General features: G+C 58.6%; 31 protein-coding genes. 24 read left to right on the top strand and 7 right to left on the bottom strand.

Annotation, left to right across the window (positions count from 1 at the left end):
- The 6 genes from CBW65_RS21810 to CBW65_RS21785 all read left to right on the top strand — a co-directional run bounded on the left by CBW65_RS21810 (position 1) and on the right by CBW65_RS21785 (position 6,052).
- Positions 1-633 carry a precorrin-2 dehydrogenase/sirohydrochlorin ferrochelatase family protein gene (locus CBW65_RS21810; RefSeq protein WP_087458668.1) on the top strand — a complete coding sequence of 211 codons (633 nt, stop codon included), beginning with the start codon at positions 1-3 and terminating at the stop codon, positions 631-633.
- Complete coding sequence (hemC, locus tag CBW65_RS21805) at positions 633-1,559, top strand: hydroxymethylbilane synthase (protein ID WP_087458667.1); 927 nt, start codon at positions 633-635, stop codon at positions 1,557-1,559. The genes CBW65_RS21810 and hemC overlap by 1 nt, the downstream gene beginning before the upstream one ends.
- The gene (locus CBW65_RS21800) at positions 1,556-2,356 is read left to right on the top strand and encodes a uroporphyrinogen-III synthase (RefSeq protein WP_087458666.1); all 801 of its coding nucleotides are present in this window, start codon (positions 1,556-1,558) and stop codon (positions 2,354-2,356) included. Before hemC ends, CBW65_RS21800 begins: the two co-directional genes overlap by 4 nt.
- Before the next feature lie 12 nt (positions 2,357-2,368).
- Positions 2,369-3,352 (top strand): porphobilinogen synthase, encoded by a 984-nt coding sequence (hemB, locus tag CBW65_RS21795; RefSeq protein ID WP_087458665.1) that lies wholly within the window; start codon positions 2,369-2,371, stop codon positions 3,350-3,352.
- A gap of 16 nt (positions 3,353-3,368) precedes the next feature.
- Positions 3,369-4,658, top strand: coding sequence for a glutamate-1-semialdehyde 2,1-aminomutase (hemL, locus tag CBW65_RS21790; RefSeq protein WP_087458664.1), 1,290 nt, complete (start codon positions 3,369-3,371; stop codon positions 4,656-4,658).
- A gap of 71 nt (positions 4,659-4,729) precedes the next feature.
- Positions 4,730-6,052, top strand: coding sequence for a purine/pyrimidine permease (locus CBW65_RS21785; RefSeq protein WP_087458663.1), 1,323 nt, complete (start codon positions 4,730-4,732; stop codon positions 6,050-6,052).
- 139 nt (positions 6,053-6,191) lie between these two features.
- On the opposite strand, the gene CBW65_RS25205 is transcribed toward CBW65_RS21785, so the two are convergent.
- The 6 genes from CBW65_RS25205 to CBW65_RS21775 form a co-directional block, all read right to left on the bottom strand.
- Complete coding sequence (locus CBW65_RS25205) at positions 6,192-6,317, bottom strand: hypothetical protein (protein ID WP_269767973.1); 126 nt, start codon at positions 6,315-6,317, stop codon at positions 6,192-6,194.
- A 413-nt stretch (positions 6,318-6,730) separates the two neighbouring features.
- Positions 6,731-6,844, bottom strand: a complete 114-nt coding sequence (locus CBW65_RS24650; protein ID WP_198299691.1) for an FDLD family class I lanthipeptide — start codon at positions 6,842-6,844, stop codon at positions 6,731-6,733.
- Between the two features lie 42 nt (positions 6,845-6,886).
- Positions 6,887-6,991 carry an FDLD family class I lanthipeptide gene (locus CBW65_RS24645; protein ID WP_198299690.1) on the bottom strand — a complete coding sequence of 35 codons (105 nt, stop codon included), beginning with the start codon at positions 6,989-6,991 and terminating at the stop codon, positions 6,887-6,889.
- Positions 6,992-7,031: 40 nt separating this feature from the next.
- On the bottom strand, positions 7,032-7,136 hold the full coding sequence (locus tag CBW65_RS24640) for an FDLD family class I lanthipeptide (protein ID WP_198299689.1): 105 nt from the start codon (positions 7,134-7,136) through the stop codon (positions 7,032-7,034).
- A gap of 148 nt (positions 7,137-7,284) precedes the next feature.
- Entirely contained in the window at positions 7,285-7,716 is a 432-nt protein-coding gene (locus CBW65_RS21780; protein ID WP_157722122.1) for a hypothetical protein, read from the bottom strand.
- A 30-nt stretch (positions 7,717-7,746) separates the two neighbouring features.
- Positions 7,747-8,661, bottom strand: coding sequence for an RluA family pseudouridine synthase (locus CBW65_RS21775; RefSeq protein WP_087458661.1), 915 nt, complete (start codon positions 8,659-8,661; stop codon positions 7,747-7,749).
- Positions 8,662-8,808: 147 nt separating this feature from the next.
- Here CBW65_RS21775 and CBW65_RS21770 point away from each other — a divergent pair, with 147 nt between their 5' ends.
- Both CBW65_RS21770 and CBW65_RS21765 read left to right on the top strand, forming a co-directional pair.
- On the top strand, positions 8,809-9,051 hold the full coding sequence (locus tag CBW65_RS21770; RefSeq protein ID WP_087458660.1) for a hypothetical protein: 243 nt from the start codon (positions 8,809-8,811) through the stop codon (positions 9,049-9,051).
- An 81-nt stretch (positions 9,052-9,132) separates the two neighbouring features.
- Positions 9,133-9,543 (top strand): thiol-disulfide oxidoreductase DCC family protein, encoded by a 411-nt coding sequence (locus CBW65_RS21765; RefSeq protein ID WP_087458659.1) that lies wholly within the window; start codon positions 9,133-9,135, stop codon positions 9,541-9,543.
- Here the strand turns inward: CBW65_RS21765 and CBW65_RS21760 are convergent.
- Positions 9,540-10,112 carry a hypothetical protein gene (locus tag CBW65_RS21760; RefSeq protein WP_087458658.1) on the bottom strand — a complete coding sequence of 191 codons (573 nt, stop codon included), beginning with the start codon at positions 10,110-10,112 and terminating at the stop codon, positions 9,540-9,542. The two genes, CBW65_RS21765 and CBW65_RS21760, sit on opposite strands and share 4 nt — an antisense overlap.
- Before the next feature lie 135 nt (positions 10,113-10,247).
- Between CBW65_RS21760 and CBW65_RS21755 the strand changes: the two genes are divergently transcribed.
- The 16 genes from CBW65_RS21755 (at position 10,248) to CBW65_RS21680 (ending at position 24,469) form a co-directional block, all read left to right on the top strand.
- Positions 10,248-11,276: a CotS family spore coat protein gene (locus CBW65_RS21755; protein WP_087458657.1), complete on the top strand. Its 1,029-nt coding sequence runs from the start codon at positions 10,248-10,250 to the stop codon at positions 11,274-11,276.
- 21 nt (positions 11,277-11,297) lie between these two features.
- Entirely contained in the window at positions 11,298-11,534 is a 237-nt protein-coding gene (locus CBW65_RS24990; protein ID WP_087458656.1) for a hypothetical protein, read from the top strand.
- On the top strand, positions 11,489-12,340 hold the full coding sequence (locus CBW65_RS21745) for a CotS family spore coat protein (RefSeq protein ID WP_087458655.1): 852 nt from the start codon (positions 11,489-11,491) through the stop codon (positions 12,338-12,340). The genes CBW65_RS24990 and CBW65_RS21745 overlap by 46 nt, the downstream gene beginning before the upstream one ends.
- 24 nt (positions 12,341-12,364) lie before the next feature.
- On the top strand, positions 12,365-13,504 hold the full coding sequence (locus tag CBW65_RS21740) for a glycosyltransferase family 4 protein (protein WP_087458654.1): 1,140 nt from the start codon (positions 12,365-12,367) through the stop codon (positions 13,502-13,504).
- Positions 13,505-13,609: 105 nt separating this feature from the next.
- Positions 13,610-15,610, top strand: a complete 2,001-nt coding sequence (locus CBW65_RS21735) for a LysM peptidoglycan-binding domain-containing protein (RefSeq protein ID WP_087458653.1) — start codon at positions 13,610-13,612, stop codon at positions 15,608-15,610.
- A gap of 100 nt (positions 15,611-15,710) precedes the next feature.
- Positions 15,711-16,715 (top strand): aminoglycoside phosphotransferase/kinase family protein, encoded by a 1,005-nt coding sequence (locus tag CBW65_RS21730; protein WP_087458652.1) that lies wholly within the window; start codon positions 15,711-15,713, stop codon positions 16,713-16,715.
- Between the two features lie 36 nt (positions 16,716-16,751).
- On the top strand, positions 16,752-17,825 hold the full coding sequence (locus CBW65_RS21725) for a mannose-1-phosphate guanylyltransferase (RefSeq protein ID WP_087458651.1): 1,074 nt from the start codon (positions 16,752-16,754) through the stop codon (positions 17,823-17,825).
- Between the two features lie 14 nt (positions 17,826-17,839).
- The gene (locus CBW65_RS21720; RefSeq protein ID WP_157722121.1) at positions 17,840-19,195 is read left to right on the top strand and encodes a CotS family spore coat protein; all 1,356 of its coding nucleotides are present in this window, start codon (positions 17,840-17,842) and stop codon (positions 19,193-19,195) included.
- Between the two features lie 87 nt (positions 19,196-19,282).
- Positions 19,283-19,972, top strand: a complete 690-nt coding sequence (locus CBW65_RS21715) for a DNA alkylation repair protein (protein WP_087458649.1) — start codon at positions 19,283-19,285, stop codon at positions 19,970-19,972.
- Between the two features lie 12 nt (positions 19,973-19,984).
- Positions 19,985-21,031: a phosphotransferase enzyme family protein gene (locus CBW65_RS21710; RefSeq protein WP_087458648.1), complete on the top strand. Its 1,047-nt coding sequence runs from the start codon at positions 19,985-19,987 to the stop codon at positions 21,029-21,031.
- Positions 21,000-21,503, top strand: coding sequence for an SF0329 family protein (locus tag CBW65_RS21705; protein ID WP_087458647.1), 504 nt, complete (start codon positions 21,000-21,002; stop codon positions 21,501-21,503). The genes CBW65_RS21710 and CBW65_RS21705 overlap by 32 nt, the downstream gene beginning before the upstream one ends.
- 100 nt (positions 21,504-21,603) lie before the next feature.
- Complete coding sequence (locus CBW65_RS21700) at positions 21,604-22,131, top strand: hypothetical protein (RefSeq protein WP_157722120.1); 528 nt, start codon at positions 21,604-21,606, stop codon at positions 22,129-22,131.
- A gap of 12 nt (positions 22,132-22,143) precedes the next feature.
- Entirely contained in the window at positions 22,144-22,653 is a 510-nt protein-coding gene (locus CBW65_RS21695; protein ID WP_087458645.1) for a hypothetical protein, read from the top strand.
- Complete coding sequence (locus tag CBW65_RS21690; protein ID WP_087458644.1) at positions 22,650-23,216, top strand: hypothetical protein; 567 nt, start codon at positions 22,650-22,652, stop codon at positions 23,214-23,216. Before CBW65_RS21695 ends, CBW65_RS21690 begins: the two co-directional genes overlap by 4 nt.
- On the top strand, positions 23,216-23,905 hold the full coding sequence (locus CBW65_RS21685; protein ID WP_087458643.1) for a hypothetical protein: 690 nt from the start codon (positions 23,216-23,218) through the stop codon (positions 23,903-23,905). The genes CBW65_RS21690 and CBW65_RS21685 overlap by 1 nt, the downstream gene beginning before the upstream one ends.
- A gap of 36 nt (positions 23,906-23,941) precedes the next feature.
- Entirely contained in the window at positions 23,942-24,469 is a 528-nt protein-coding gene (locus tag CBW65_RS21680) for a hypothetical protein (protein ID WP_087458642.1), read from the top strand.
- The last annotated feature ends 8 nt before the right edge of the window (positions 24,470-24,477 follow it).

The raw sequence follows: 24,477 nt of genomic DNA, 5'->3' as shown, positions 1-24,477 counted from the left end.
ATGTTGTACGGCGCATTTTTACAACTTGCGGGACGCAGATGTCTCGTTGTCGGAGGGGGCCCGGTGGCTGAGCGCAAGATCACCGGGCTTCTCGATTGCCGGGCCGATGTGACGGTGATCGCGCCCAGCCTCACCCCACCGCTGTTGAAACTGGCGGAACATGGCACACTAAGCTGGGAGGCCCGTCCGTTTCAAGCGGGCGATGCCGCGCCGTATTTCCTGATCATCGCCGCCACTTCTTCGCGTGACGTGAATCTTGCCGTCTATGAGGAAGGGGAGCGGCACGGCCGGCTGGTCAATGTCGTCAACGACCAGCGCTTCGGCAATTTTACCGTTCCGGCGCTGCTGCGTCGCGGGCCGCTCACGGTGGGGATCTCCACATCCGGAGCGGCGCCAGTCGTGGCAAAAAAGCTTCGCGAGGAGTTGGAAGCGTTTTTCGGACCGGAGATTGAACAATTTTTACACCTGATGGCAGACGCCCGCACGCGCATCCTGGCCGAAGTGCCGGATGGTGCGGCGCGGACGGAACTACTGCGAAGATTGGCCAATTCAGAACTGCTGCAGCTCCTGCGCGCGGGTCACACCGCAGCGGCGCATGAACTGCTGGAACGCATACTAGGGGGACGCGGATGATGAAGCGTATTGTAGTTGGGACTCGAAAAAGTCCGCTGGCGCTGACCCAGACCGAATGGGTTATGGCAAAGTTGAAGGAACATCACGCAGGGCTTGAGATCGGCATGGAGAAGATCGTCACCAAAGGCGACCGCATTCTCGATGTCACCTTGTCCAAAGTCGGCGGGAAAGGCCTGTTCATCAAGGAAATTGAGCAGGCGATGTATGAGAAGAAGATCGACTTCGCTGTGCATTCGCTGAAAGATATGCCGACCGAGATGCCGGAAGGGCTGATGTTGGTCGCGATCACCGACCGCGAAGATCCGCGCGACGTGGTGATCACCAGAAGCGGCAGCACGTTTACCGACCTGCCGATCGGCGCGCGCGTCGGCACCTCGTCCTTGCGCCGTGCCGCACAGCTGCGCCACGCCCGCCCGGACATCGAGATCGTCTCGGTGCGCGGCAACATCAACACCCGTCTCGCCAAGCTGGAAGAGATGGAGCTGGACGCGATCGTGCTGGCGGCGGCCGGTCTGGAACGCATGGGCTGGGCGGACAAGATCTCCGAGCGCTTGTCGACCGAGCTGTGCATCCCGGCTGTCGGGCAAGGCGCGCTGGCGATCCAGTGCCGCTCCGAAGACGAAGAGATCCGCGAGATCCTGTCCGTGCTGGACAGCGAGCACACCCGCCGCATCGTCACCGCTGAGCGCACCGTGCTTGGCCGTCTCAACGGCGGCTGCCAGATTCCGATCGGCGCGTATGCCGAGACGACGGACGGCGAGCTGAAGCTGACCGGGATCGTCGGTTCGTCCGACGGGCTGACCCTGCTCAAGGAAACGGCGACCGGCACCGATCCGGTTGCGCTGGGCCATGCGGTCGCCGAAAGCCTGATCGAAAAAGGCGCCGGTGAAATCTTGGCCAAAGTGCGCGAGGAGATCGCCCAGTGAGTGCAAACCATGCGAAGCCGTTCCTTGGCAAGCGCATCGTCGTCACCCGTTCGCGCAGCCAGGCGAGCGAGCTGAGCCGGATGATCGAGGAGCTCGGAGGCATTCCTTTCGAGTTCCCGGTGATCCGCACCGACTGGCCGGAAGACCTCGGGCCGCTCGACCTGGCCTTGTCCCGGCTCGGCGAGTTCGACTGGATCATCCTGACCAGCGTGACGGGCGTGGAAATGTTTTTCGAGCGAATGAAACAAACTAACGGGGTGCTGCCGGCCGCATCGTCCGTACGCTGGGCGGCGGTGGGCAGCAAAACGGCGGCCGCGCTGGAACGCCATGGCGTGCAGGTCGCCGTCACGGCGGAGGAGTTTGTCGCCGAAGGGCTGTTGCGTTCGCTTGGCGATCAGGTCGCACCGGGACAGCACGTGCTGTTCCCGCGCGCCAACATCGCCCGCAAAATGATGCCCGATGCAATGCGTGCCAAAGGGTGCGAGGTGACAGAGGTCGATGCCTATCAGACGCTGGCTGTCACCGAAAATGTTGAAGAATTGGTTCGTGCCTTGCAGGCGAACGAGATTCATGCGGTCACCTTCACATCGTCGTCCACTGTGACCAATTTTCTGTCCGCTCTGCCCGTGTATGATCCACGGTCACTGCTGAGCGGCGCCGTGCTGGCGGCGATCGGGCCGGTGACGAAAGAGACGGCAGAAGATCAGGGCTTGAACATCGATGTGATGGCCGATACATATACGATTCCAGGGCTGGTTGAGGCGCTGGCCCGCTTTTTTACGACCAACAGCCGTTAGGGGGACCTACGAATGAACCATCTTGATTTTGACCGCCACCGCCGCCTGCGCAGCTCGGCAGGCATCCGTGCGATGGTGCGCGAGAACCATGTGACTGTAAACGATCTGATCCATCCTTTGTTTGTCGTCGAAGGCAACAACGTGAAACATGAGATCCCGTCGATGCCCAACGTCTTCCACTTCTCGCTGGACAACTTCCGCCGCGAAGTGAACGAAGTGTCGGAGCTCGGCATTCCGTCGATCATCCTGTTTGGCGTGCCGGATCACAAAGACGATTGCTCCTCGCAGGCTTACGCGGAAGAAGGCATCGTGCAAAAGGCGATCCGCGTCGCGAAAGAAGAGAATCCGAACCTCGTGATCACCACCGACGTTTGCCTCTGCCAGTACAACCCGGCGGGGCACTGCGGCATCGTCGAGAACGGCGAGATCCTCAACGACCCGTCCTTGGAACTGATCGCCAAGACCGCGCTGTCGCATGCGCAGGCTGGCGCTGACATCGTGGCACCGTCCGACATGATGGACGGCCGCATCGCGGCGATCCGCCACACGCTCGATCAAAACGGCTATCTGAACGTTCCGGTGATCTCATACGCGGTCAAATACTCGTCCGCTTATTACGGCCCGTTCCGCGAAGCTGCGCACTCCGCACCGGCGTTCGGCGACCGCAAGACCTATCAGATGGACCCGGCGAACTCCCGCGAAGCGATGCGGGAAGCGGCGTCCGATGTGGCGGAAGGCGCAGACATGCTGATGGTCAAGCCCGCTCTGGCCTACATGGACATCATCCGCCAACTGCGCGACACGTGGGATCTGCCGATTGTGGCGTACAACGTGTCGGCCGAATACGCGATGGTCAAAGCGGCCGCCCAAAACGGCTGGATCGACGAGCGCGCCTTGGTGATGGAGACGATGACCGGCTTCAAGCGCGCCGGTGCGGATCTGATCCTGACCTATTTCTCCAAAGACATTGCAGGTTATCTAAAAGCAGGCTATTGATCCCGGAGGTGTCCTCATGCATAAAGGCTACGAACGTTCCAAAGCGGCATTTGCCGAAGCGAAAAAGATCATCCCGGGCGGTGTCAACTCCCCGGTGCGCGCTTTCCGCGGCGTCAAAGGCGACCCGGTGTTTATCGAGCGCGGTTTCGGCTCAAAGATGGTCGACATCGACGGCAATGAATACATCGACTACTGCCTGTCCTGGGGTCCGCTGATCCTCGGCCACGCCCACCCGGACGTGATCTCTGCCGTGCAAGAGATGGCGGTAAAAGGCACTTCGTTTGGCGCTCCGACCGAGCTGGAGACGGAGATGGCGCAACTGGTCACGAGCATCATGCCGTCGATCGAAGTGGTGCGCATGGTCAACTCCGGCACGGAAGCGACGATGTCGGCGCTGCGTCTGGCGCGCGGCTACACCAAGCGCAACAAGATCCTCAAGTTCGAAGGCAACTATCACGGCCATGCCGACTCCCTGCTGATCAAGGCCGGTTCCGGCGTCGCGACGCTTGGTCTGCCCGATTCTCCGGGCGTGCCGGAGTCGGTGGCGGCGAACACGCTGACCGTTCCGTTTAACGATGTGGAAAGCCTGAAGCTGGCGTTCGAAAAATTCGGCGAAGACATCGCGGCCGTCATCTTGGAGCCGATCGCCGGCAACATGGGCTGCGTCCTGCCCAAAGAGGGCTACCTGCAGGAAGTGCGCGCGGTCACCAAACAGTACGGCGCGCTCCTGATCTTTGACGAGGTGATGACCGGCTTCCGTGCCGCGTACGGCGGTGTGCAGTCGCTGTACAACATCGAGCCGGACCTGACCACGCTTGGCAAAGTCATCGGCGGCGGCCTGCCGGTCGGCGCATACGGCGGCAAGCGCGAGATCATGGAAATGATCGCTCCGGCCGGCCCGATCTACCAGGCGGGCACCTTGTCGGGCAACCCGCTGGCGATGATCGCCGGTCTTCTCACGCTGAAAAAGCTCGGCGAGCCGGGCGCGTATGAGCGTCTGGAGTCGATGGGCAAACGCCTTGTCGAAGGGTTCCTCGCGACAGGCAAAGAGCTGGGCATTCCGGTGACCGGCGCGTATGTCGGCGGGATGATGGGCACGTTCTTCTCCGAGCAGGAAGTGGTCGACTATGATACGGCGAAACTGTGCAACCTCGACCGCTATGCCACGTATTTCCACGAGATGCTGAAACGCGGCGTCTACCTGGCGCCGTCGCAGCTGGAGGCAGGCTTCCTGTCTCTGGCGCATAGCGATGAAGACATCGACCGCACGCTGGAAGCGTCCCGCGAGTCGATGAAACAACTGTAAAGATCAAACATGCCGCCTGTTCAGGTACTTCGAACAGGTGGCTTGCTTTTTTTGAAGAGGAGGGAAGAGCGATGAGCGGAAGCGATATAACAACCTCTGTGCAAAAGCCGCGCGGAGCGCTCTTGTGGCTGCAGAGCCTGCAATGGATGGTCTTTTTCTTAGCAAATACGATTGCGGTGCCGATTGTGGTGGGCGCCGCGTTTGACTTGTCGGCCGTGGAGATCTCGTCGTTTGTGCAGCGGATGCTGCTGGCGACGGGGATCGCGACCTTGATCCAAATTTTCTGGGGACACCGCCTGCCCTTGATCGAAGGGGGAGCCGGGATGTGGTGGGCGCTCTTTTTGATCATGGGCGCGATGGCGGTGCCGGGCGAAAAGGGGCTCGTGCTGCAGCAGTTGGAGATGGGCTTGATCATCTCCGGCGTCGTGCTGGTGATCCTCAGCCTCCTGCCGATCATCGGTCGGGTGCGCGATCTGTTTACGCCGATCGTGACGGGCGTGTATCTGATGCTGCTCTGCTTCTCGCTGACCGGCTCGTTTTTCAAAGGGATGCTTGGCGTGTCCAGATTTGGACATGTGGACTGGCGATTGGCGCTCTTGTCTTTGTTTATCGTGTTGACCGTACTGACGATCTCGCTGAAAGGGAAAGGGCTTTTGCGGAGCATGGGGCCGTTTCTCGGCATTGGGCTGGGCTGGATCTTGTTCACCTTGATCGGGTTCAGTGAGCGTGAAGCGCTGACCGGGGCGGACACGGCGTGGTTTGCTTTGCCGGAGCTGTTTGCGTGGGGGGCGCCGGTGTGGGATTTTGGCGTGGTGTTGACTTCGGTGCTGACCGGCGTGATATTGATCTCCAACGTCATCGCCTCAATCGTCGTGATCGGGAATACGCTCGGCATCGAGCCGGATGGGGCGACGTATCGGCGCGGGTTGTTTGGCAACGGGATCGCGTCGATGCTGTCCGGGCCGCTGTCGGTCGTCGGCCTTGTGCCTTTGTCGGTGTCGGCCGGGTTTATGATGACGACAGGCTTGCGGGCGCGGCTGCCGTTTGTGCTCGGCGCGGTGCTGATCGCCGTGAGCGGGCTGTTCCCGATCGTCGGGAAATTCTTCGCCACCTTGCCCTCGGAAGTGGCGTATGCGGCCTTGTTTACGCCGTTTGCGCAGATGATCGGCTTTGGCGTGCGCGACCTGATGGGCGTGCAAGGCAGCAACCGCAATTTGCTGGTCATCGGCATCTCGCTGATGGTTGGCGTTGGCGTCATGTTCCTGCCGCCGGACAGCTTGAGCTCGCTGGCGCCATGGCTGCGCAACATCGTCGCCAACGGTTTGCTGGTGGGGCTGATCGTCTGTCTGTTCCTCGAGCATGTGGTCTTTCGGAAAGAAAAAAGCGACTCCTGATGGAGTCGCTTTTTCTTAGTAGCAGACAAATGCGCAAGAATCTTGCGTAACGCCCGGTCGCAGTTGCGGGGTGTTGACTTGTACAACTTGAACATCCAGATCAAAATTTTCCATGTGTACGATCTCCTTTCGTGAATGCTTACGCCAGGGTGAGGTCTTCCGGGTAGCAGACGAATGCGCAAGAATCTTGCGTAACGCCCGGCATGATTGCGTCGGTGGAGTTGGCTTGCTCGATCTGAACATCGAGATCAAAGAATTTTTCCATCAGAGTATCTCCTCTCAGGTTGGGAATTTTAAATTACTCGCAGACGAATGCGCAAGAATCGGTGGTTTCGGCCGGAATGATCGCGTCGCTGATTTGCTCGATTTGCAAATCGAGATCAAAAAAGTTTTTTTCCATCACGAAGCACCTCCTTTAGTAAGAATATTCGTCGCAGACTTCCCCGCAAGAATCTGTCGTTTCGGCGGGCAAGATCTGTTGGGTGTTGACCTGCTCGATCGTCAAATCAAGGTCAAAGAGCTTTTCCATCGGTGGACACCCCTTTAACAAAACATCGTTGGGTCGCAATGATCTGCGCAAGAATCTTGCGTTTCGGTCTTAACCATCTCGTCGTTACTGACGTGCTGGATTTGCAAATCAAGATCAAAAAGCTTTTCCATCAGGAATTTTCCCCTTTCTTACTGATCCCAGTTGCACATGTTCTCGCAAGTAATGTAAGAAGTAATGTAGCTCGCTTCCGCGGTTACTTCGTTACCTTGAACTTGAACGTCAAGATCAAACATCATTTCCATTTAGGATCTCCTCCTTTCGAATTAGGATCTCTTCCTTTCGAATTAGAGCGGGTCACACACGAACTCGCAAGAACCGCGCGAAGTAATGTATTCCACTTCCGGGGTTACTTCGGAAACTTGAACGTCAAGATCAAACAGTCTTTCCATTAGAATACCTCCTCCCGGGTTGGTTGGTCACAACAATCTATTAGTACGGTTCGCACACAAATGCGCAAGAACCAACTGCGGTCATCGGTGCTGCTACGACGACGTTTGTTTCTTGCACTTGAACGTCCAGATCGAACATTTCCATCGCAATGACCTCCTTTCTAGTTAAGTGATTTTCTAATTAAAATATAATTCAAAATAATGCAACTGTCAAGGTTTAAGCATAATTCACAATAACAGAACAATGCCCTGTGCTGCATTCAGCACAGGGCATTGTTTTAACGTTGATCGACTTATGGCTTTTTCCAGTCTTTCTTGAACTTCTCCGGGTTCTTGCTCACTTCGATCATCTTTTTAAACACCGTGAGGAAGATGAATACGAACAAGGCGCCAACAAAACCGATCACCGCAAACAGCGCGGCGTAGTTGAGTAGCCCGGACGCAAACGGCCCGGAAAAACCGCCCCAGATCAGGCCAAGCCCGAGGTAGGAGTAGAGGAAGGTCACGACCATCGCCCACCACATCGCCCGGCGGGACTGCATGACCAGCGTGACGATCGCGCCGAGAATCAGGATCGTCCCCGGGTTGACGAGCGCGACTTTGACGGTCGTATACGACGCGGGCAGGTCGGACACGTCCCCGCGGTTCATATAGCCAAACGGCACGAAGAGCAGCGGAATTAAGGAAAGCCCCAGCAGAATCAATAATTTTGTTCTCATTTTCATACCGTAACGGTCACCTCATCCCTCATCTTATCACAGCTGCTGCTCCAGACTCTGCAACAATTCTGCGAAATCGTCCGGGTATGGCGCTTCCACTTCCAGCATCTCACCGGTGATCGGGTGCGGGAAGCGCAAAAAGCGGGCGTGCAGCGCCTGCCGTTTGAACCGCTCCGTCGCGCCAAAATACAGCTCGTCCCCGAGCAGCGGATGCCCAAGCCAGGACAGGTGCACGCGGATCTGATGGGTGCGCCCGGTGTGCAGCTTAGCTTTTACCAGCGTCACATCTCGAAACCGCTGCAGCACCGCATATTCGGTCTGTGCCGGCTTGCCCGTCTTGGAGACGCGGCGGCGGGTGGGATGGCTGCGGTCGCGCCCGATCGGCTGGTCGATCAGCCCTTTGCCGGCAGCGACCAGCCCGGTGACCAGCGCGTGGTATTCGCGGGAGATCTGGCGCTCGTTTAACAGCACATCGAGCAGCTTGTGCGCGATCTCATGCTTCGGAAACAGAATCGCCCCCGACGTCTCCTGATCAAGCCGGTGCAGCACCCGGCACCGCGTCTGCAGCCCTTGCATCTGGTAGTGAAAGGCGAGAGCATTGAGCAGCGTGCCCGCTTCGCCCGGCTCGTTGGGATGCACTTTCATCCCGGCCGCCTTGTTGACGACCAGCAGGTGGTCATCTTCATACAGCACATCGAGCAGGTCAAAAGACGGCTCGACCTCATAAGGCTCCTCCGGGAACATCTCACAGCGCACGCGGTCGCCCGGTTTTACCACCGCATCGAGTGCGGCCGGCTCTTTGCCGAGCAGCACCGCACCTTTCTTCTTTAATTCCAAGGCCGCTTTTTCCGGAAGTCCGGCTGCTGCTTGCAACAGAGCGCCAACCGTTTGGCCTTCTTGCTGCTTGGTGACGCGCAGTTCCAGCCACGGCCCGTTCTTTTCGATCGACATAGAGATGGCACCGACTTTCTGAGAGCAGTACAGATTGTTCTATTTTACCAAACCCCGCCTCCTGTGCAAAATTGGGCTTGGCTGCCAGGCACCGCCCAAGTCTGCCCGCCGTATTGTGGAAGGGAAGAAAGGGGCTGGAGAGAACAGATGTCTGATAAAACAAAGATCAAGAAAATGAAAATTGCCTTGGTGCTCGATGAAGAGGCGCGCTGCAAACTTCGCGAACTGCTCGCAGGCAACTGCGATACCGTTTATTTGGATGAGGTCTGCTTTGACCACCTGAAGATCGAAAAAGTCAAAAACGACTGCATGAAAATCGGCGATATCGAGCTGAAGCACGGGAAGATCGAGTGTTTGAAGCTGGAAGTATCCGCAGACGAGTGCTGCTAACTGGGGAGAAAAGGTCGGAACCGCGCAAGATGCGGCTCTGGCCTTTTTCGTTTATGATAGAGGGAGAAGGAGGGGACAGACATGAAGAAGTCTCAACCGCCGCTTCAAGTGATCTATGACGGGCATTGCGCGATCTGCCGCGCTTCGATGAGCAAGATTGAACAGACGTTTGGGAAGATGGTGCTGCCGGTGGATTTTCGCATCGTGCCGGCCGGGGAGATACACCCGGAACTAAGCGAAGAGCGCTGCAAAGCGCAGATGCATGTGATTGAGCAGGGGAACGTCTATGGCGGGGCGGAGGCGATGGTGCGGATTTTGCGCATGCACCGGGGCTTGCGGCTGTTGGTCTGGCTGTATTATCTGCCGCCGCTTGGCTGGCTGGCGGAAGGTGCGTATCGGCTGGTGGCCCGCAACCGTTTCCGCCTCTCCAAGTGGTTCGGCCGTGACGTGCCGGATTGCGGCGATGCCTGCTCGATCCATAAAAAAGACTAGCTTTTCTGCGGGCGCATCAGCCGGTAGCGCCGTCCGCGAATGGCGATCGAAACAAACAGATCGTCGCCCGCTTCCATCGTCCGCCTGATACAGTCGATCGTGTGCTGGAAAAAGTACCACGGCAGCTTGCCGCCGTCCTGCTCGACCAGTCGCAAAAATTGGGGCAGTTCGTCCTGGAGCAGATAGCCGTAGCGCAGCAAGGTCTTCGGCTTGATCGGGTGATCAAACAGATAGCGCCCGTGCGTCAGGCAGTTCCAGTAGTCGCGCAAGAGGCCTCCTTTGGGGAGTTTGCGCCAGGTGTCGTGGTAGTCGACCTGATAGTCTTTGTCATCAAAAATATTTTGGTAGGACGGCAGCACCTGCACGACTTTGGTCAGGGCTTCGTTGTACATGTCGTCGCTAAACGTTTCGTGATACAAGAGACCGTCCCGCAGAATCGCTTGCACGACGGTGTATAGCTCCGGGTCGCGGTACAGCAAAAGCTGTGCCTTTTTCAGCAGCAGCTGGTCGTTCGACCCGACCGCATCATATAGCTCGCCAAGCCGAAACGAATAGTAGTAGATGCTCATCTCCGCACCCCTCCCCCATTCATCTCCGTTCTTAGTAGTCTTCTCCAAAACGTCCCAATGTATCTCATTCACCATTCCGCTCCTGCCTACATAGTCTGACTGTGAACTGTCAGTGCTTGAGGAGGGGACACAACGTTGGCAAAAGAAAAAGAATTGACATATGGACTGGAAGAATTCGCTCCGGGCATCGACCTGGAGGACGTATACGGGATTAAGATTCTCGATGCCAAAGAAGTGCGCGCCGTGGTGAAGATCGAGACCGATCAAGGCACGTTTGCACTGAAGAAAGTTGGCCACAAGCCGGAGAAGCTGCAATTTATGTACGAAGCGCAGGAGCACCTCTGGAACAACGGGTTTCAAAAGCTGCCCCGCTTTGTGCCAACCAAGGACGGACATCCGTTCCTGGAGGTGGAAGACGGTCTGATCTTCCTGAACAACTGGCTTGACGGCAAAGAAAGCAACGTCAACGACGAAACGCAGCTCAAGCAGATCATTCGCCTGCAGGCGCAGCTGCACCAAGCGTCGCGCGGGTTCACCCCGACAGTGCGGGCGCATATCAAGACGCGCTGGGCCGGCTGGATCGAGCGCTTCGAAGAGCAGTTGGCCGACCTCCATCGCGTCTATGACCAATACAAAGGCAAAGCGCCGCAAAACGAGCTGGAAGCCACGTTCCTCGAAACGGTCGAACCGATGCTGGAAATGGCCGAAAAAGGTTTCGAGCTGCTCAAAGCCTCGCCGTACCTGAAAGTGCTCAAGCGCGAGCAGGAGCTGCGCGGCTTTGTGCACGGCGACTTCACCTACCACAACTTCATCCGGACGCCCGACGGCGACATGCAGGTGATCGACTTCGACTATTGCGCCCATGAACTGCGCGCCCATGACTTTGCCCGCTTCATGCGCAAGATGCTGCGTCGCACCGACTGGTCGAGCGAGATGGGCAATCTGATCCTCAACACCTACCACGCCATCGATCCTTTGCACGAAGATGAGCTGCAGGTGCTGCGCGCCGTGCTGTTTTTCCCGCAGCGCTACTGGCGGGCGGTGGAGCGCGGGTTCCTGTCGAACCGCTATACGCCGGAAGGGTCGATCAAGAAAATGCGTCAGGAAGTGGCCCGTCTGGACAATTGGAAACGTTATCTCGACGCGTTTCCGACTCGACTCTAAAGGTCGCAAGGAGGAGCCGAGATGGACGAATTGACAACCTCGCAAGTGCTCGACCTGTGCGGGTTTGCCCCCGATGTGCTCGACCGCTATGACGTCGAAATCACCCAGGCGGCGCCGGTGCGCAAAGTGGTGCGCTTCACCACCCCGCACGGTCAGTACGCGTTGAAAAAATTCAACCTGTCCCCGAAGAACTGCGCTTTTCGCTGGCCGCGATGGAGCATGTCAAGGAAAAAGGGTTCTTGGTGCCGGGCGTGCTGAAGACGCGCGAGGGTGACACCTTCGTCGAACGGGACGGAGCCTGCTACTTCGTGATGGAGTGGCTCGACGGGCGGGAGAGCAAGTACGACCATGTGCTCGACCTGGCGATCGCCGCCCGCGGCCTGGCCCGGTTTCATCAGGCGTCACAAGGGTTCGAGCCGCCGGAATGCGCCGGCAAAGAGCAGTGGGGGACGTGGACGGGACACTTTTTGGAGCGGATCGAAGAGCTGCGCAATTGGACGGTGCTGGCGGAGCAGGGCGGCTCGGTGGTCGACCGCATGTTCGCGGAGCAGGCCGCATATTGTATCCAAGAAGCGTCGCGGTCCGTGGAGCTTCTTTTGTCGTCGCGCTATGAGGAGATCACCAAGCTGGAGCGCGGCCACAAGGGCTTTTGCCATCACGATTACGCGCACCATAACGTGCTGATCACGGGGGACAAAAACATCTCTCTGATCGACTTCGACTACGCGCTGTGCGACATCCGGGCCCACGACCTGGCCTCGCTGATTTTGCGCAACATGAAAAGTGTCAAATGGGACAGCCGGACGGCCTATTTTATCGTCAAATCCTATTTTGAAGAAACGGAGCCGCACGAAGGCGAAGAGCGCCTGCTGCACGCGATGATGCGGTTTCCACAGGATTTCTATGAAGCGGGCTATTTCCATTATGTCACCAAAAACCGCCCTCCCGAGTTTTTGGAAAGCAAACTTCGCAAGTGGGCGGAGCACAAGGAGCGCCGCGAGCGGTTCCTCCATGAGTTTGAGACGGGAGCCCGCTATGTGCTGAAGTACGGCAAGATCCGGTAATTCGCTGCATGAAGGGGTGACAGGATGAAAATTGGTCTGGACGCGCGCGGTGCCATCTGGTACCGGGGAACGGGAATCGGCACGTATACCTACCAACTGATCAAAAACCTGTACGTGCATGACAAAAAGAACGAATACCGCTTTTTCTGGCCCGGTGACGAGTTTAAGAATCTCGACCCGACGGCCGACGAAGTGTTCAACTCGATTGAGCGGAGCAAAGATAAATTCTGGGAAGAGGTTCACGTCCCGATGAGCGTGGAGCAGGAGAAGATCGACATCTACCACGTTCCGCAAAACGGCATCGGCCTGCCGCTGAAAAAAGGCTGTCTGAACGTGGTGACGGTGCACGACCTGATCCCTTACATCTACCCGGAGACGGTCGGCAAAGGCTATCTACGCATCTTCCTGCAGGAGATGCCGCGGATCATGGAGCAGTCCGACCTGATCATCACCGTGTCGGAACACTCCAAGCGCGACATTCAGCGCATCTTCCAGGTGCCGGAGGAGAAGATCGCCGTCACCTATGAAGCGCCGGAGAGCGTGTACCAGCCGATCGAGAAAGATGTGGCCAAAGCGTTTGTCAAAGAGCGTTTTGGCATCGACCGCCCCTATGTGGTCTACCTCGGCGGCTTCTCTCCGCGCAAGAACGTCAAAGGGCTGATCAACGCGTTTTATGAAATTCAGGATCAGATCCCCAAAGACTACGCCTTGGTGCTGGTCGGCAAGGAAGCGCGAGACTTTGACGACACGGCGATGCTGGTCGAAGCCTTGCGCCTGTCAGACCGCGTGATCTTCACCGGGTTTGCCGCCGTGCCGGAACTGCCGCATCTGTACAACGCGGCCGACCTTTGCGTCTACCCGTCGTTTTATGAAGGATTTGGCCTCCCGCCGCTGGAAGCGATGGCCTGCGGAGTGCCGACGATCACGTCGAACACGTCGTCGATCCCGGAAGTGACAGGCGATGCGGCGCTGTTGATCAACCCGCACGACATGTACGATCTGGCGGAGAAGATGCAGCGAGTGCTGAACTCGCCGGAGCTGCGTCAGGAGATGAGCCAGAAAGGGCTCGCCCAAGCGGCGAAGTTCACTTGGGAGCGCTGTGCAAAAGAGACATTGGCCGCGTATGAAAAACTGTATGCGCGCAAGAAATCGGCTTCTTCGTAACGAGCACCCTTCGGGGTGCTTTTTTGTTAAGTCATAATCGTACAGGCATTCTCATAAATTGAAAGTGTCGTACTATGATCGAACGATAGAAGGAGGGGACTCTTAGTGAGCGATGCGGAAATGATTCCATCCATTCGCATTCATGTAGATCAGCAGCTGCTGTTGGAGGCTGTGAGCGGTACTGAAGACGTGGAGGATGCAACCCTGGCGACGGAGATTACCGGGTTTGATGTAGAAGATGATGCGTATGTCCTGAAAGGGGCTTTGTCTTTTACCGGATTCTTGCGGCAAGAGGACGCAGCTTCCCTGTCCGAGGAGATTCCGGATGTACTGGATGACCGGGACGTATTTGAAGCGGGCGACGATGTGCCGGAAGCGCACGTGATTCCTTTGCATCACCGCATGCCGTTCGTGTTGCAGGTGCCGATGGCGGCACAGCAGGCGCATCAGCGTCAGCATGGCATTTTGGATGTGAACCCGCGCATCGGAACGTGGAACGCGCATGTTTTGGGCGAAGGCACGATCCATCTGCGCGCGGAGCTGATCGTCCACGGCTTGTCCGGCGGCGAAGGTTATGTGTTCCGCTGCGGCACGCAGGAGGAAGGCGTGTCGGCGCAAAAATTGGATCAGCTGCTGGACAGCGATGAGTCGCGCCATTATGAAGCGCCGAAGTTGGAAGGCGAAGAGGAATTTGAACCGCCGTTTGAGCCGGCTTGGAATCTGGAGCAGGCGGCGCGTTATGAAGATGACGCCTTGGCGGAGCAGGCCCAAGAGGATGACGACTGGGTGATCGAATCGCCGGCCGGCACGGCGGGCGAGCAGGAATCAGCGTTTGTCCGCGAAGAGGATGAAGGTGCGGAGGAAGAGGAAAACGATATCGTTTTCACGCCCGACCCGAATCTCGTGTTCCCGATGCCGCAGCCGGGCAGCGATTGGGCGCGCCAGCTGGAAGAAGCGGATGCCGCGACCGACTCGTCGCCGCACATGCTCAATCCGTTTGACACGCCGCCGCCGCAAGTGTCGTTTGGCTATGACCAGACGCCGGGCGCCAATCCGTTTACACCGCCGACAAACGAGTTTTACGGCCGTCAGCCGTTCCGTTCGGAGACGGTGAACCCGTCGTTCCATCAGGACAGCATTCAGCAGAAGTTTGCGCCGCCTAGCGACCAGACACCGCTGGTCGCCGATGCGGTGCTGCCGCCGGAGCCGCAGTTGGAAGAGCGGGAGACGGAGGACGACGAAAACGCATTTGTGCTGGAAGAAACGGTGGAAGAAACAGTAGTAGAAACACTGGAAGAAGTGCGCAGCGAAGGCGCGGTCGAAGCGGTGCAAGAACCGGTGCAAGAACCGCTGCAAGCGGAACAAGTGCAAGTGATCGATGTGACGGAGATCGTGCAGACCGAAACGGTCGAGCAGGTGCAGGTGACAGCTGAGCACCAGGAGCAGCAACACGAAGCTGAGCATCATCATGAACATCATCATGACCACGAGCATCAAGAGCATCAGGAGCATGATCATGTAGACCATGAGCAGCACGATCATCATCATGACCATCATCACCAGCATGGGGATGATGACGACCGCCCGTACGAAGCGGAATATCAGTTCGAAGATGAAGTGAACGATGCGCCGCCTGTGCAGGTCCAGCAGCAACAACCGCTCGTTGCCGTCGGGCCCAAGCTGTCGGTCGGCTCGAAGCACGGGGAGAAGCAGGAGGTATCGCCGATCAAGCTGTCCGCTCTGCTTGGCGACTCCCGCGCCCATACGGCCGACGAGTCCTCCTCCTCGCATCAGCATCACCAAGCGCAGCACAAGGAAGAAAGCTACGTGCATGCCGTGCACGAGTCTTCCTCCCATCACGCCGAGAAATACGCGCCGGTGCACACGAAGTCGCATGATGAAGACTCGTTCTGGAGCGATGTGCTGACCAGAAAGGAAGAGCACAAAGTCACGATGAAATTCAAGATCGTGCAGAGTGAAGAGACGCTGTCCGGACTGGCAGAACGTTATCAAACGTCGGTCAGCGATCTGCTGCGCGCCAACAATCTGCAAGACCAGGTTTTGGATGTCGGGCAAATTCTCTACATTCCTGCCGCGAGACGCTAATTGACACGGAAACAGGCTGACCTCCCGTCCGCCTGTTTTTTCGTCTACTCCTTGGCACGGACGCATACGCTTGAATCAAGAGTTAAGGGAGGGGAGACGTATGCAAAGCGAACAACTGGACGTGGTCGTCGAGTCGGTGCTGCCCCGCTACGGCATCGGGGTGGCCGGGGTGCTTCCGCTCGATGAGCGCACGTTGTTAGTGGATACAGAACACCGCGGGATCAAGCGGCTGCATATTGACACCGAAGAACGCAAGATCGAACGCCGCCATGCCCTGTGGGAGCATCTGGCGAAGCAGGGGTATCGCCGCGTGCCGCGCCACATCCGCACCTTATACGGAGATGCGGTCGTGCGCCACGGCGACCTGCTCTATACGCTCAGCGATGACTGGGAAGGCCGGACGCCCGACCTCTTCCCGCTCGACATGCGGCTGTGCGGGCGCAATCTCGCCCGGCTGCACCAGGCGGGCAAAGGGCTGCAGCCGATCGAAGGCGCGGCGCTTCCGAAGCGGCACGGCACGTGGATCGAGCGGTTTGCCAAAGCGGGCGACGAACTGCAAGATCGCTTCCATGCCTGGTCGGAGCTGCGCCAGCACAATCTGCTCCAAGAGCGCTTTTTGACGCATTATGAATGGATCGCCGAGCAGATCGGCCGGGCGGTGGAAGGGTTGTCGGCCGGCAAATATGAGGAGTTGGCGCGCCAGTCGGAAGCGGACGGCGAGTTTGCCGTCGGGGACTATCGCTTGAGCGACTTGCGCATCGACGCGGAAGGGCGCATCGCCACGCTGCACATCGACGATGCGATCGCCGACCTGCCGCTCTATGATGCGGCCAAGTTTGCCCACGGGCTGCTGGAGCGCGGCGAGCAGGAGCTGGCCCGCGTGTTCCTCGACGCGTACGGCGAAGAGGCGGGGATGACGCAGCAGCAGTTGGTCGTGCTCGACGCCTATCTGGCCTTTCCGCATGCGGCGTACCGCCACCTGGCGCAGTTCCAGCGCCTGAAGCGCGGCGCCGACGTGTTTGCCGAGCGGCTGGAAGGGGCGGTCCAAGCGGCGCAGACCCGCCGTCCGATGGTCTACGGGGCGGACGGGGCGCGGTGGATCTAAGCCGGTGCGACGCGCGGGGAGAGGAGGTCGATCGACATGCTGTACGCGGTGATCCTGGCCGGCGGGGTGGGCAGCCGTTTTTGGCCGAAAAGTTCGTCTGCCAACCCCAAGCAGTTTTTGCAGATCTTTGGGGACAAGAGCTTGCTGCAGACGACGGCGGGCCGCGTTCGCCCTTTGATTCGTCAAGATTGCGTCTATGTGGTGACGAACGACCGCTATTTTGACAAGATCCGCGAGCAGTTGCCGGAGCTGCCCCCGGAGAACCTGATCATCGAGCCGGAAGCGCGGGAGACGGCAGCAGGCATCGGGCTGGCTGCCGTCCGGCTGGCGCGGCGCGACCCGCAGGCGGTGATGGCGGTGCTGCCATCCGACCATTTTATCGGCTCCGAGCAGGATTTCCGCCGCTGCCTGTCGTGGGCGGCAGAGTTTGCCCGCAATCATAAGATGCTGGTCACCTTTGGCATCCGTCCGACCGAGCCGAAGACGGGCTATGGCTACATCAAGATGGACCGCCTGCTCGTCAATGACAACGGGCGGCGGGCGTACCATGTGGCGGAGTTTACGGAGAAGCCCGATTTTGACCGCGCCTTGCGCTTCCTGCAGTCTGGCAAGTACCTGTGGAACTCCGGGATGTTCGTCTGGCGCGTGCAGGAGATTCTGCAGGCCTATCGCCGCCACATGCCGGAGATGTACCAGCATCTGGCGCACTTGTATGAGATCTTGGGCACGCCGGACGAAAAGGAGATCATCCGCGAGACGTACGCCAAGATGGAGAAACTGTCGGTCGACTACGCGATCATGGAAAAAGCGGACAATGTCGCGGTGATCCCGGCCGATTTTGCCTGGGACGATGTCGGGTCGTGGCGGTCGGTGGAGCGGTTTTTGAGCCAGGACAACGCGGGCAACATCGTCAACGGGCTGCATGTCGGCATCGACACGTCGCGCTCGATCATCGAAAGCGAAGACTTGCTGATCGCGACGATCGGCGTGCGCGACCTCTTGATCGTGCAGAGTGACCGGGCAATTCTCGTCGCCGACAAAGAGCGCGATCAGGAGATCAAAGACCTGGTCAGACGGATTGAAAAACGAAACTTGCGAGAGTTTCTGTAGGGGGAGGCATGAACATGGGAAAGAAAAAAGAGGAGAAAGAGCTGCAGGAGATTTTTGATTCCTTTGGCGCCGATCCGGAAGTGCTCCGGGAGTGGGATTTGGCGGTTGAGAAGATCAAAGCGGTGCGCGGCGTGCTGCGCATCAAAACGCCGGCCGGCTACCGGGCGCTGAAAAAAGTCAGCGTGACCGAAAGCCGCGTGCGATTTGTGCAGCAAGCGGTCGATCATCTGGCGGGCAAAGGTTTTCCGGGCGTGCCGCGCTTCATCCGCACCAAGTACGGCGATCCGTATGTGGTGCACGCGACGGGCATCTATTACCTGACCGACTGGATGCCGGGCAAGGAAGCCGATCTGAAGAAGGCGAAAAATGTGTTCCTGGCGGCGGAGACGCTCGCCAAGCTGCACAACGCCGGGGCGGGTTTTGAAGGCGGCGGATTCGGCCAGGAGACGCGCGAGGATTTCTCGGCGCAATGGGGGCGCTATCAGGCGAAGCTGAGCAGTTATGACGCGAGCCTCGAGGACCGCCGCGAGCAGAATGTGATGGATGAGTCTTACCGCACGCACCGCAGTGAGCTGAACAAGATGATTCACCATGCGGCGGAGCAGTTGGGCAACTCGCCATACGGGCAGATCCTGGAGTGGGCGCGGGAGAACAAGACGATCTGCCACGGGTCGTTTTCGCGCCAGAACCTGATCGTCGACAAAGAGCGCCTGGCGGTGGTCGACTTCGACCATTGCCACTACGGGCACCCCGTGCATGACCTCGGCGCGCTGCTCACCCGCTATATGCCGCGCTATGACTGGGATGCGTCGATCGGCTTCTCGATCCTCGACGTGTACCGTGCCGTGCGTGAGATCACCGCGGAGGAAATGACCGTGCTGGCGGCTTACCTGTCGTTCCCGCAGCGCACCTTGGAAGTGGTCGAGGCGTATTTTGAGCGCACGCGGGACTGGGATACGGGGCGCTTTGCAAACCGGTTCCGCAAGCAGTTGGCGCTCGACGAAGGACGCGAGATGTTTGTGCAGGACCTGATCGCCCGCTACGGGCTCAACCTGTCGGCGCCGTCCTTTGCGCCGCATCTGGAAGGGCTGGAAGAATACGACGATCTGGAAAGCATGGAATCGTCCTCGGTCGAGACCCGAGATGACGGCTGGGAGACGCGCGAAGGCAGCGCGGTCGAAGTGTCGGAGAACGTCTCGGTGCAGGTCGAGGAAGAGACGCCCGACGTCTCCCTGGTCAGCCACGGTGACGAGTACGGCGAGGAGTTGGAAGACGAAGCGGGCCAGAGCGAGCCAAACGTACGCTTCGCCCTGCCCCGCGTGAAGCAGCGCAAACCGCAAAAGCCGGGACCGTGGCGTCCGCGGCCATAGAGCAGACCAGCCGTTGATCTTTTAGGATCAGCGGCTTTCGTTTATAATGGGAGTTATTGGTGTGAAAGGGCGGTATCTACAATGGCAATGGATCTGCAGACGGTGATGGCAAGGCTGGAAGAGATGGGCACGGAGCAGGCGCGCAAGACGTACATCCGGCACGGGCTTGGCGAAAACACGTTTGGCGTGTCGTTTGCCAACATGAAGGCGCTGGCCAAGGAGATCAAGAAAGATCAGGAATTGGCCGAGCAGTTGTGGGAGACGGGCAATTTTGAAGCCCGCAACATGGCGACGTTGATCGCCGATCCGAAGAAGGTCAGCATAGCGACGCTCGATGCGTGGGTGCGGAGCTTGAACTCGCATACGCTGACCGATACTTTGACCAGCAATCTCGCGGGCAAAACGAAGTTCACCCGCGAGTTGATGGAAATGTGGATCGGGGAGCAGGACGTCGAGTTTGTCGGGCGTTCCGGCTGGCAGATGCTGACGCTGATCGCGCTGAGCAAGGAAGAGGTGCCCGATGAGCTGTTCGAGCCGTATCTGGCGGTTATCGAAGCGCGGATTCACAGCAGCAAGAACCGGATCAAGGAAGCGATGAACTCCTCCTTGATCGCCATCGGCGCGCGCAACGACGCGCTGGAGGAGAAGGCGGTCGCAGCGGCCAAGCGGATCGGCGTTGTCGATGTCGACCACGGCGACACCGCTTGCAAAACGCCAGATGCGGTGGAATACATCATGCGCATGAAGGAACGGAAGCTGGCGAAGGCCAAGCGCTGAGGCCTGTGAGCGATGAACTTGCAGGCGTTTGAACAGCTGTGGCCGGATGCGCCCGGGCCATGGACGTGGGAACCGGCTGGAGTGGGGTTTATCAACCTCACCTACCGGGTGCAGAGTCCGCTCGGGTCTTTTTTCTCGCGGATTTATCAGAATTGCAACGCACAGGAACTGGTGCAGCATGAGATCAGGGTGATGGAGCTTCTGGATGCGCAGAGGCTCTCTTTTGCTATCCCTGTGCCGGTGGTGACAGCAACAGGTCAGCGGACGGCGCATGTGGTGACTGCGGAGGGGCAGGAACGGCTCCTGGCTTTGTTTCCGCTGATTCCGGGACAGCATCCGCAAGCGGACGATCCAGAGCAGGCGGAAGCGTCCGGACGTGGGCTTGGCGAACTGGTGCGCGTGATGGGGCAGATCGACGAGCCTGCTCTGTGCGCCGGGGTGCCTCTGTACGGAGCGTTGGAAAAAGTACATCCGCTGGTGCCCGATCCTCTGCGCTTGGCCGAGACGCTGCCGGTCAGCGTGGAGAAACAGCGCCGCATGGCCGCCTTGCTGCAGGAGATGACCGCAAAAGTGCCGGAACTGTACGATGCGCTACCGAGGCAGTTGATCCACCGCGATTACACGAAAGGGAACACGTTGCTTGCTGCCAGAAACGTGACCGGGGTACTCGACTTTGAATTTTGCGCTCGTGATCTGCGCGCGCTCGACCTGGCGATCGGACTGGGGGAAGGACCGGCCAACCAGATGTGGGGAACGGGAGCAGAGTGGGTCTGGCTGGAGAACTTTGCGCGAGGCTATGCGTCAGAGCATTGCCTGACCGCGGCGGAAGTGGATGCGTTGCCCATGTTGATGCGACTGCGCCGAGCCTACTTTTTGCTGCATTTTGCCGGGCGATGTCTGGAAGGGCTGGACAGCACGGGCTGGCTGCGAGGCATCGTGGATTGGGTGCTCGATCTGGAAAACTGGATGGAGCAGCATGCGGAAGAATTGATTAGAAAAGTGAAGAGAGGATGGGACGCTTTTTACGATGAGGTGGACAAAACTCAAGCACAAATATAAGAACGAGTTCCTGCACGAATCGGTGCGGGCGCGGGTTGATTTTCATTTTGACGTGTATCGAAAAACGCACGATCAGGACGGGCAGGTTTTGCGGGTGAGCATTGATGGCGAGACGGTTTTCAAAGGCAATAAGTTGCTTTATATGCTGCGTGAACACGAGTGTTCGAGGCAAATCAAGCGGGAAGCTCCGGAGCTCAGCTGGCGTGAGGCTTCCGTTCTGGCCGATCAGAGGTTGGCGAAAGAAGCGATCCACTCCCGATACCATCTTACCGAAGCGATGCGCGAGATCATGATCCTGCCGATCAAAGCAGCGTTGCAGCATGAAGATCCGATCATCCGTGCTTTTGCCCTGCTCGACAAGCGTGTCGGACGGCGCAGGCTGGAACAGATTCAAGTAACCGAAGACTCGCATCCGTTGATTCGTCTGTTTTATCAGGTACGGAGTGCGTCTAGATCGAAAGACACCGCATGAATTTGCGGTGTTTTTTTATTTGCGGTTCTATTTTGGGCAATTGACACAAAACTCTGACTGCTTCCGAAGGCTGTAAAAATGGCCGAAAGGTGGGGGGACGTTGAGGAGAGTCTGGCTTTGGATCGCTGCGGGGGTCACGGTGCTGGCGGTGGCCAGCGGTCTGGTCTGGGTCAAACCGGAGCTTCCGGAACGGATGGATTTGGTGGGGATGCTGAAGACGATCGGGGAGCGCAACGACCAGATCAACGAGGTGAATGGAGAGATCGCCGGCAAGATGAGCGACATCGACAAACGATCTTCGACGACGGAGCGCATCGGGAGCCAATTGCAGGCGCTGCGGGCCGGGATCAGCGAACAGGACCGCTCGCTGGCCGAACTTGACCGGCTCAGCCAAAAGCAGATCGAACTGAGCCTCTCGCTGCAGGAGCTCGCTTCGACATTGCACGCGGATCTCGATGGGGTCGGGCAAGGGTCAGCGGAGCAGAAAGCCGCACTTTTGAAGATGCAAGCCAGCGCAAAGCACCTGACGGAGCTGGCGGCGGAGATTGCGCAAACCAACAGCGCCATCGCAGGCAAGGTCTCGGCAGCAGCGCAAACGTCCGCCGAGGTTGCCGATGACATGCCGTAAAGGGGGAGCCGTATGGTTCGCAAAGTGCTGAGTTATGTCGGGGTGACGGTGGCCATCCTGCTCCTCGTGCAGACGATGACCGTCACGTATCAGCTGAGCAAAATTGACTCCGGACTTGCAAAGAGTCTCGATTCGACCTCCCGGCTGCTGTCGATCCAACGGTCGATCATCCAGAAAAATGAGCACCTCCAAGAGGTGGTCTCGACTACGAAGGCGATGGATCAGCAGCTTGGGCAAACGCTGCGCGCCACAGAAACGGTTCACGTACATATCGCCCGAATCAACGATCTCAACGCCTCGACCTTGAAGCTGAACCAGGAAATGGTGCAGTACGGGAACAAAAGCAGCGGCGATCTGTTGATTATTTCCCAGGAAATGAGCCGTTTGACTCATGCGATGGGCGAGTTGCATTCAGTCTTGGGAAAATTGTCCTACTGGATTGAGCAGGATCAGTCCCATCTGGAACAGATCAAGGGTTACACCGAGCAGATGAACCAAAAAACGCCGGGGGTGACGCCATGAGCTGGAAGCAACGGGTCATTGATTGGCAGACCACGCTGTCCGTCCCGAAAGCGATCACCGTGCTCTGCCTGTTGGGCTTGGGCGTGAACGGGCTGCTGCAAGTGGGCATTCAGCGGGACATCGAGCAGAAAGCTTTGCAGTTGAAAGGGCAGGTTGCACAGACGCATGAGCTGTCCGGCGAGATGAAGGCAGGGCTGCAAGGATTGTCAGAACTGCAGACGGCAAGCGCCCGCATGGAAGCGAAGCTGGGCCGGGTCCAAGCGGAGACGGCGGGAATGAACGAGGAGCTCGCCGAGCTGGACGGATCGGTGCGCGGGATCGGCGAGGCGGTACAGAAGCTGGGGAGTTCAACGGGCGCAACGGCCGAGACTTTGAAAACTGCGCACGAGGCAGCATCCGAACTGCTTGCGGTGCTGCGCGGGATTGAAGGGACGAACAGCGGAATGGTGACCGATCTGGCTGTGATGCTGCGGGCGCAGGAGGAGATCAATCGGAATCTGCGCGAGATGAATGACAAGACGTTGATCCTGCCGCAGTGGCGAAGCGGGGGAGGGAACCCGTGATGCGCAAGGGGAACAGCAAAACGCCGTTTGACCCGATGTTTCATGAGTTTGTGATCTGGGGTTGTGCCCTGCTGTTGTTTCTTGCTGCGTTCCTGCTCTCTCTGCCCGATGAGAGGGAACGGGAAGCGCAGCAGGAAAAAGCAGCCCCGTCCGCGCCCGGCCTGTTTGCGCTCTTGTACGACCTGACCGGCACGACGGGCAGCATGCTGGAGCATACGGAACAGTTGCATCAAAAGGTGCAAGGCGTGGAAAGCAAGCTGGCACAGCTGGAGGAGCAGGAACGAATTCTCGCCCGTCAGCAGGAGACTGGTGAACGATTGGGGCAGGAGCTGTCGCGGCAGGTCAAGCTGACTGAGCAGGGCGTGACGCTGATGGCGGAGATTTTGGAAGGGGAGCAGGAAAGTGTGCAGCTCACCAGCCAAGTGACGGTGAAAGTAAGCAGCCTGACCCAAGATGTCGGGCAAAATGCAGCGCTGCTCGACCGGCTGGCCGATCCGCTGGCCAGAGCCGGGCAGGAGTCGGCGGGGCTAAGCGGCCAACTCGACCTGTTGCTGGCGGAACTCAACCGCTCTCGGGAGACGTTCAAGTACTTTGGGAAACTGAAAGATCTTCTCGATGACCCGCTCCACCCGTTACCGCTGCTGCCACTGCCGCGTCCGCTCCCGCCGTTACCCGATCTCTTTCCCTGAGATTCCGACTAACACTGTGAAAGGAGGCAACATAGTATGCTGAATAAGAGCCTGCAAGCGCTCCCGCTGCTCTTGAGTTTGCTTGGCGTGGGCCTGTTTGGCTACAGCTTTGCCCAGCAGACGCAAGTGCAGGGACAGATCAACGAAACGATGCGGCTGATCGACAGCTCGCTCGCCGCCACCGGCGCTGTTGTCGCAGAAACGTCGGCCACACTCGACCCGCTTTCTGACACCACACGCTCCTTAGCGCAAATCGGGCTGCAAGAAGAGGCCACCGTCACACAACTCGCCGCGATGAACGGCCATCTCACCGACATCGCCACGGGTGAGCGAACGATCATCGACGGCCTTGCCACGCTCAACACGGCCACTCAGGCGGCCGACCGCGAACTGGCCGCGATGACTGCTGTCACTCGCTCCATCTTGCAAGCTGGCGTTACCGCTCACGCCCAGGCTGAGCAGGAAGCGGACGGCGTGGCCGCGTTGCGCCGCCTGACCGAAATTTCCACCGCCGAGCTGCAGGAGCTCAACAACCGACTCGCCCCGCTCCGCCTGCTGCCGTAACACAAACA

The sequence above is a fragment of the Tumebacillus avium genome (assembly GCF_002162355.1).
Lineage (GTDB): Bacteria > Bacillota > Bacilli > Tumebacillales > Tumebacillaceae > Tumebacillus_A > Tumebacillus_A avium.
The sequence above is the reverse complement of the archived record's forward strand: the minus strand, read 5'-3'. Positions and strand labels throughout refer to the sequence as shown.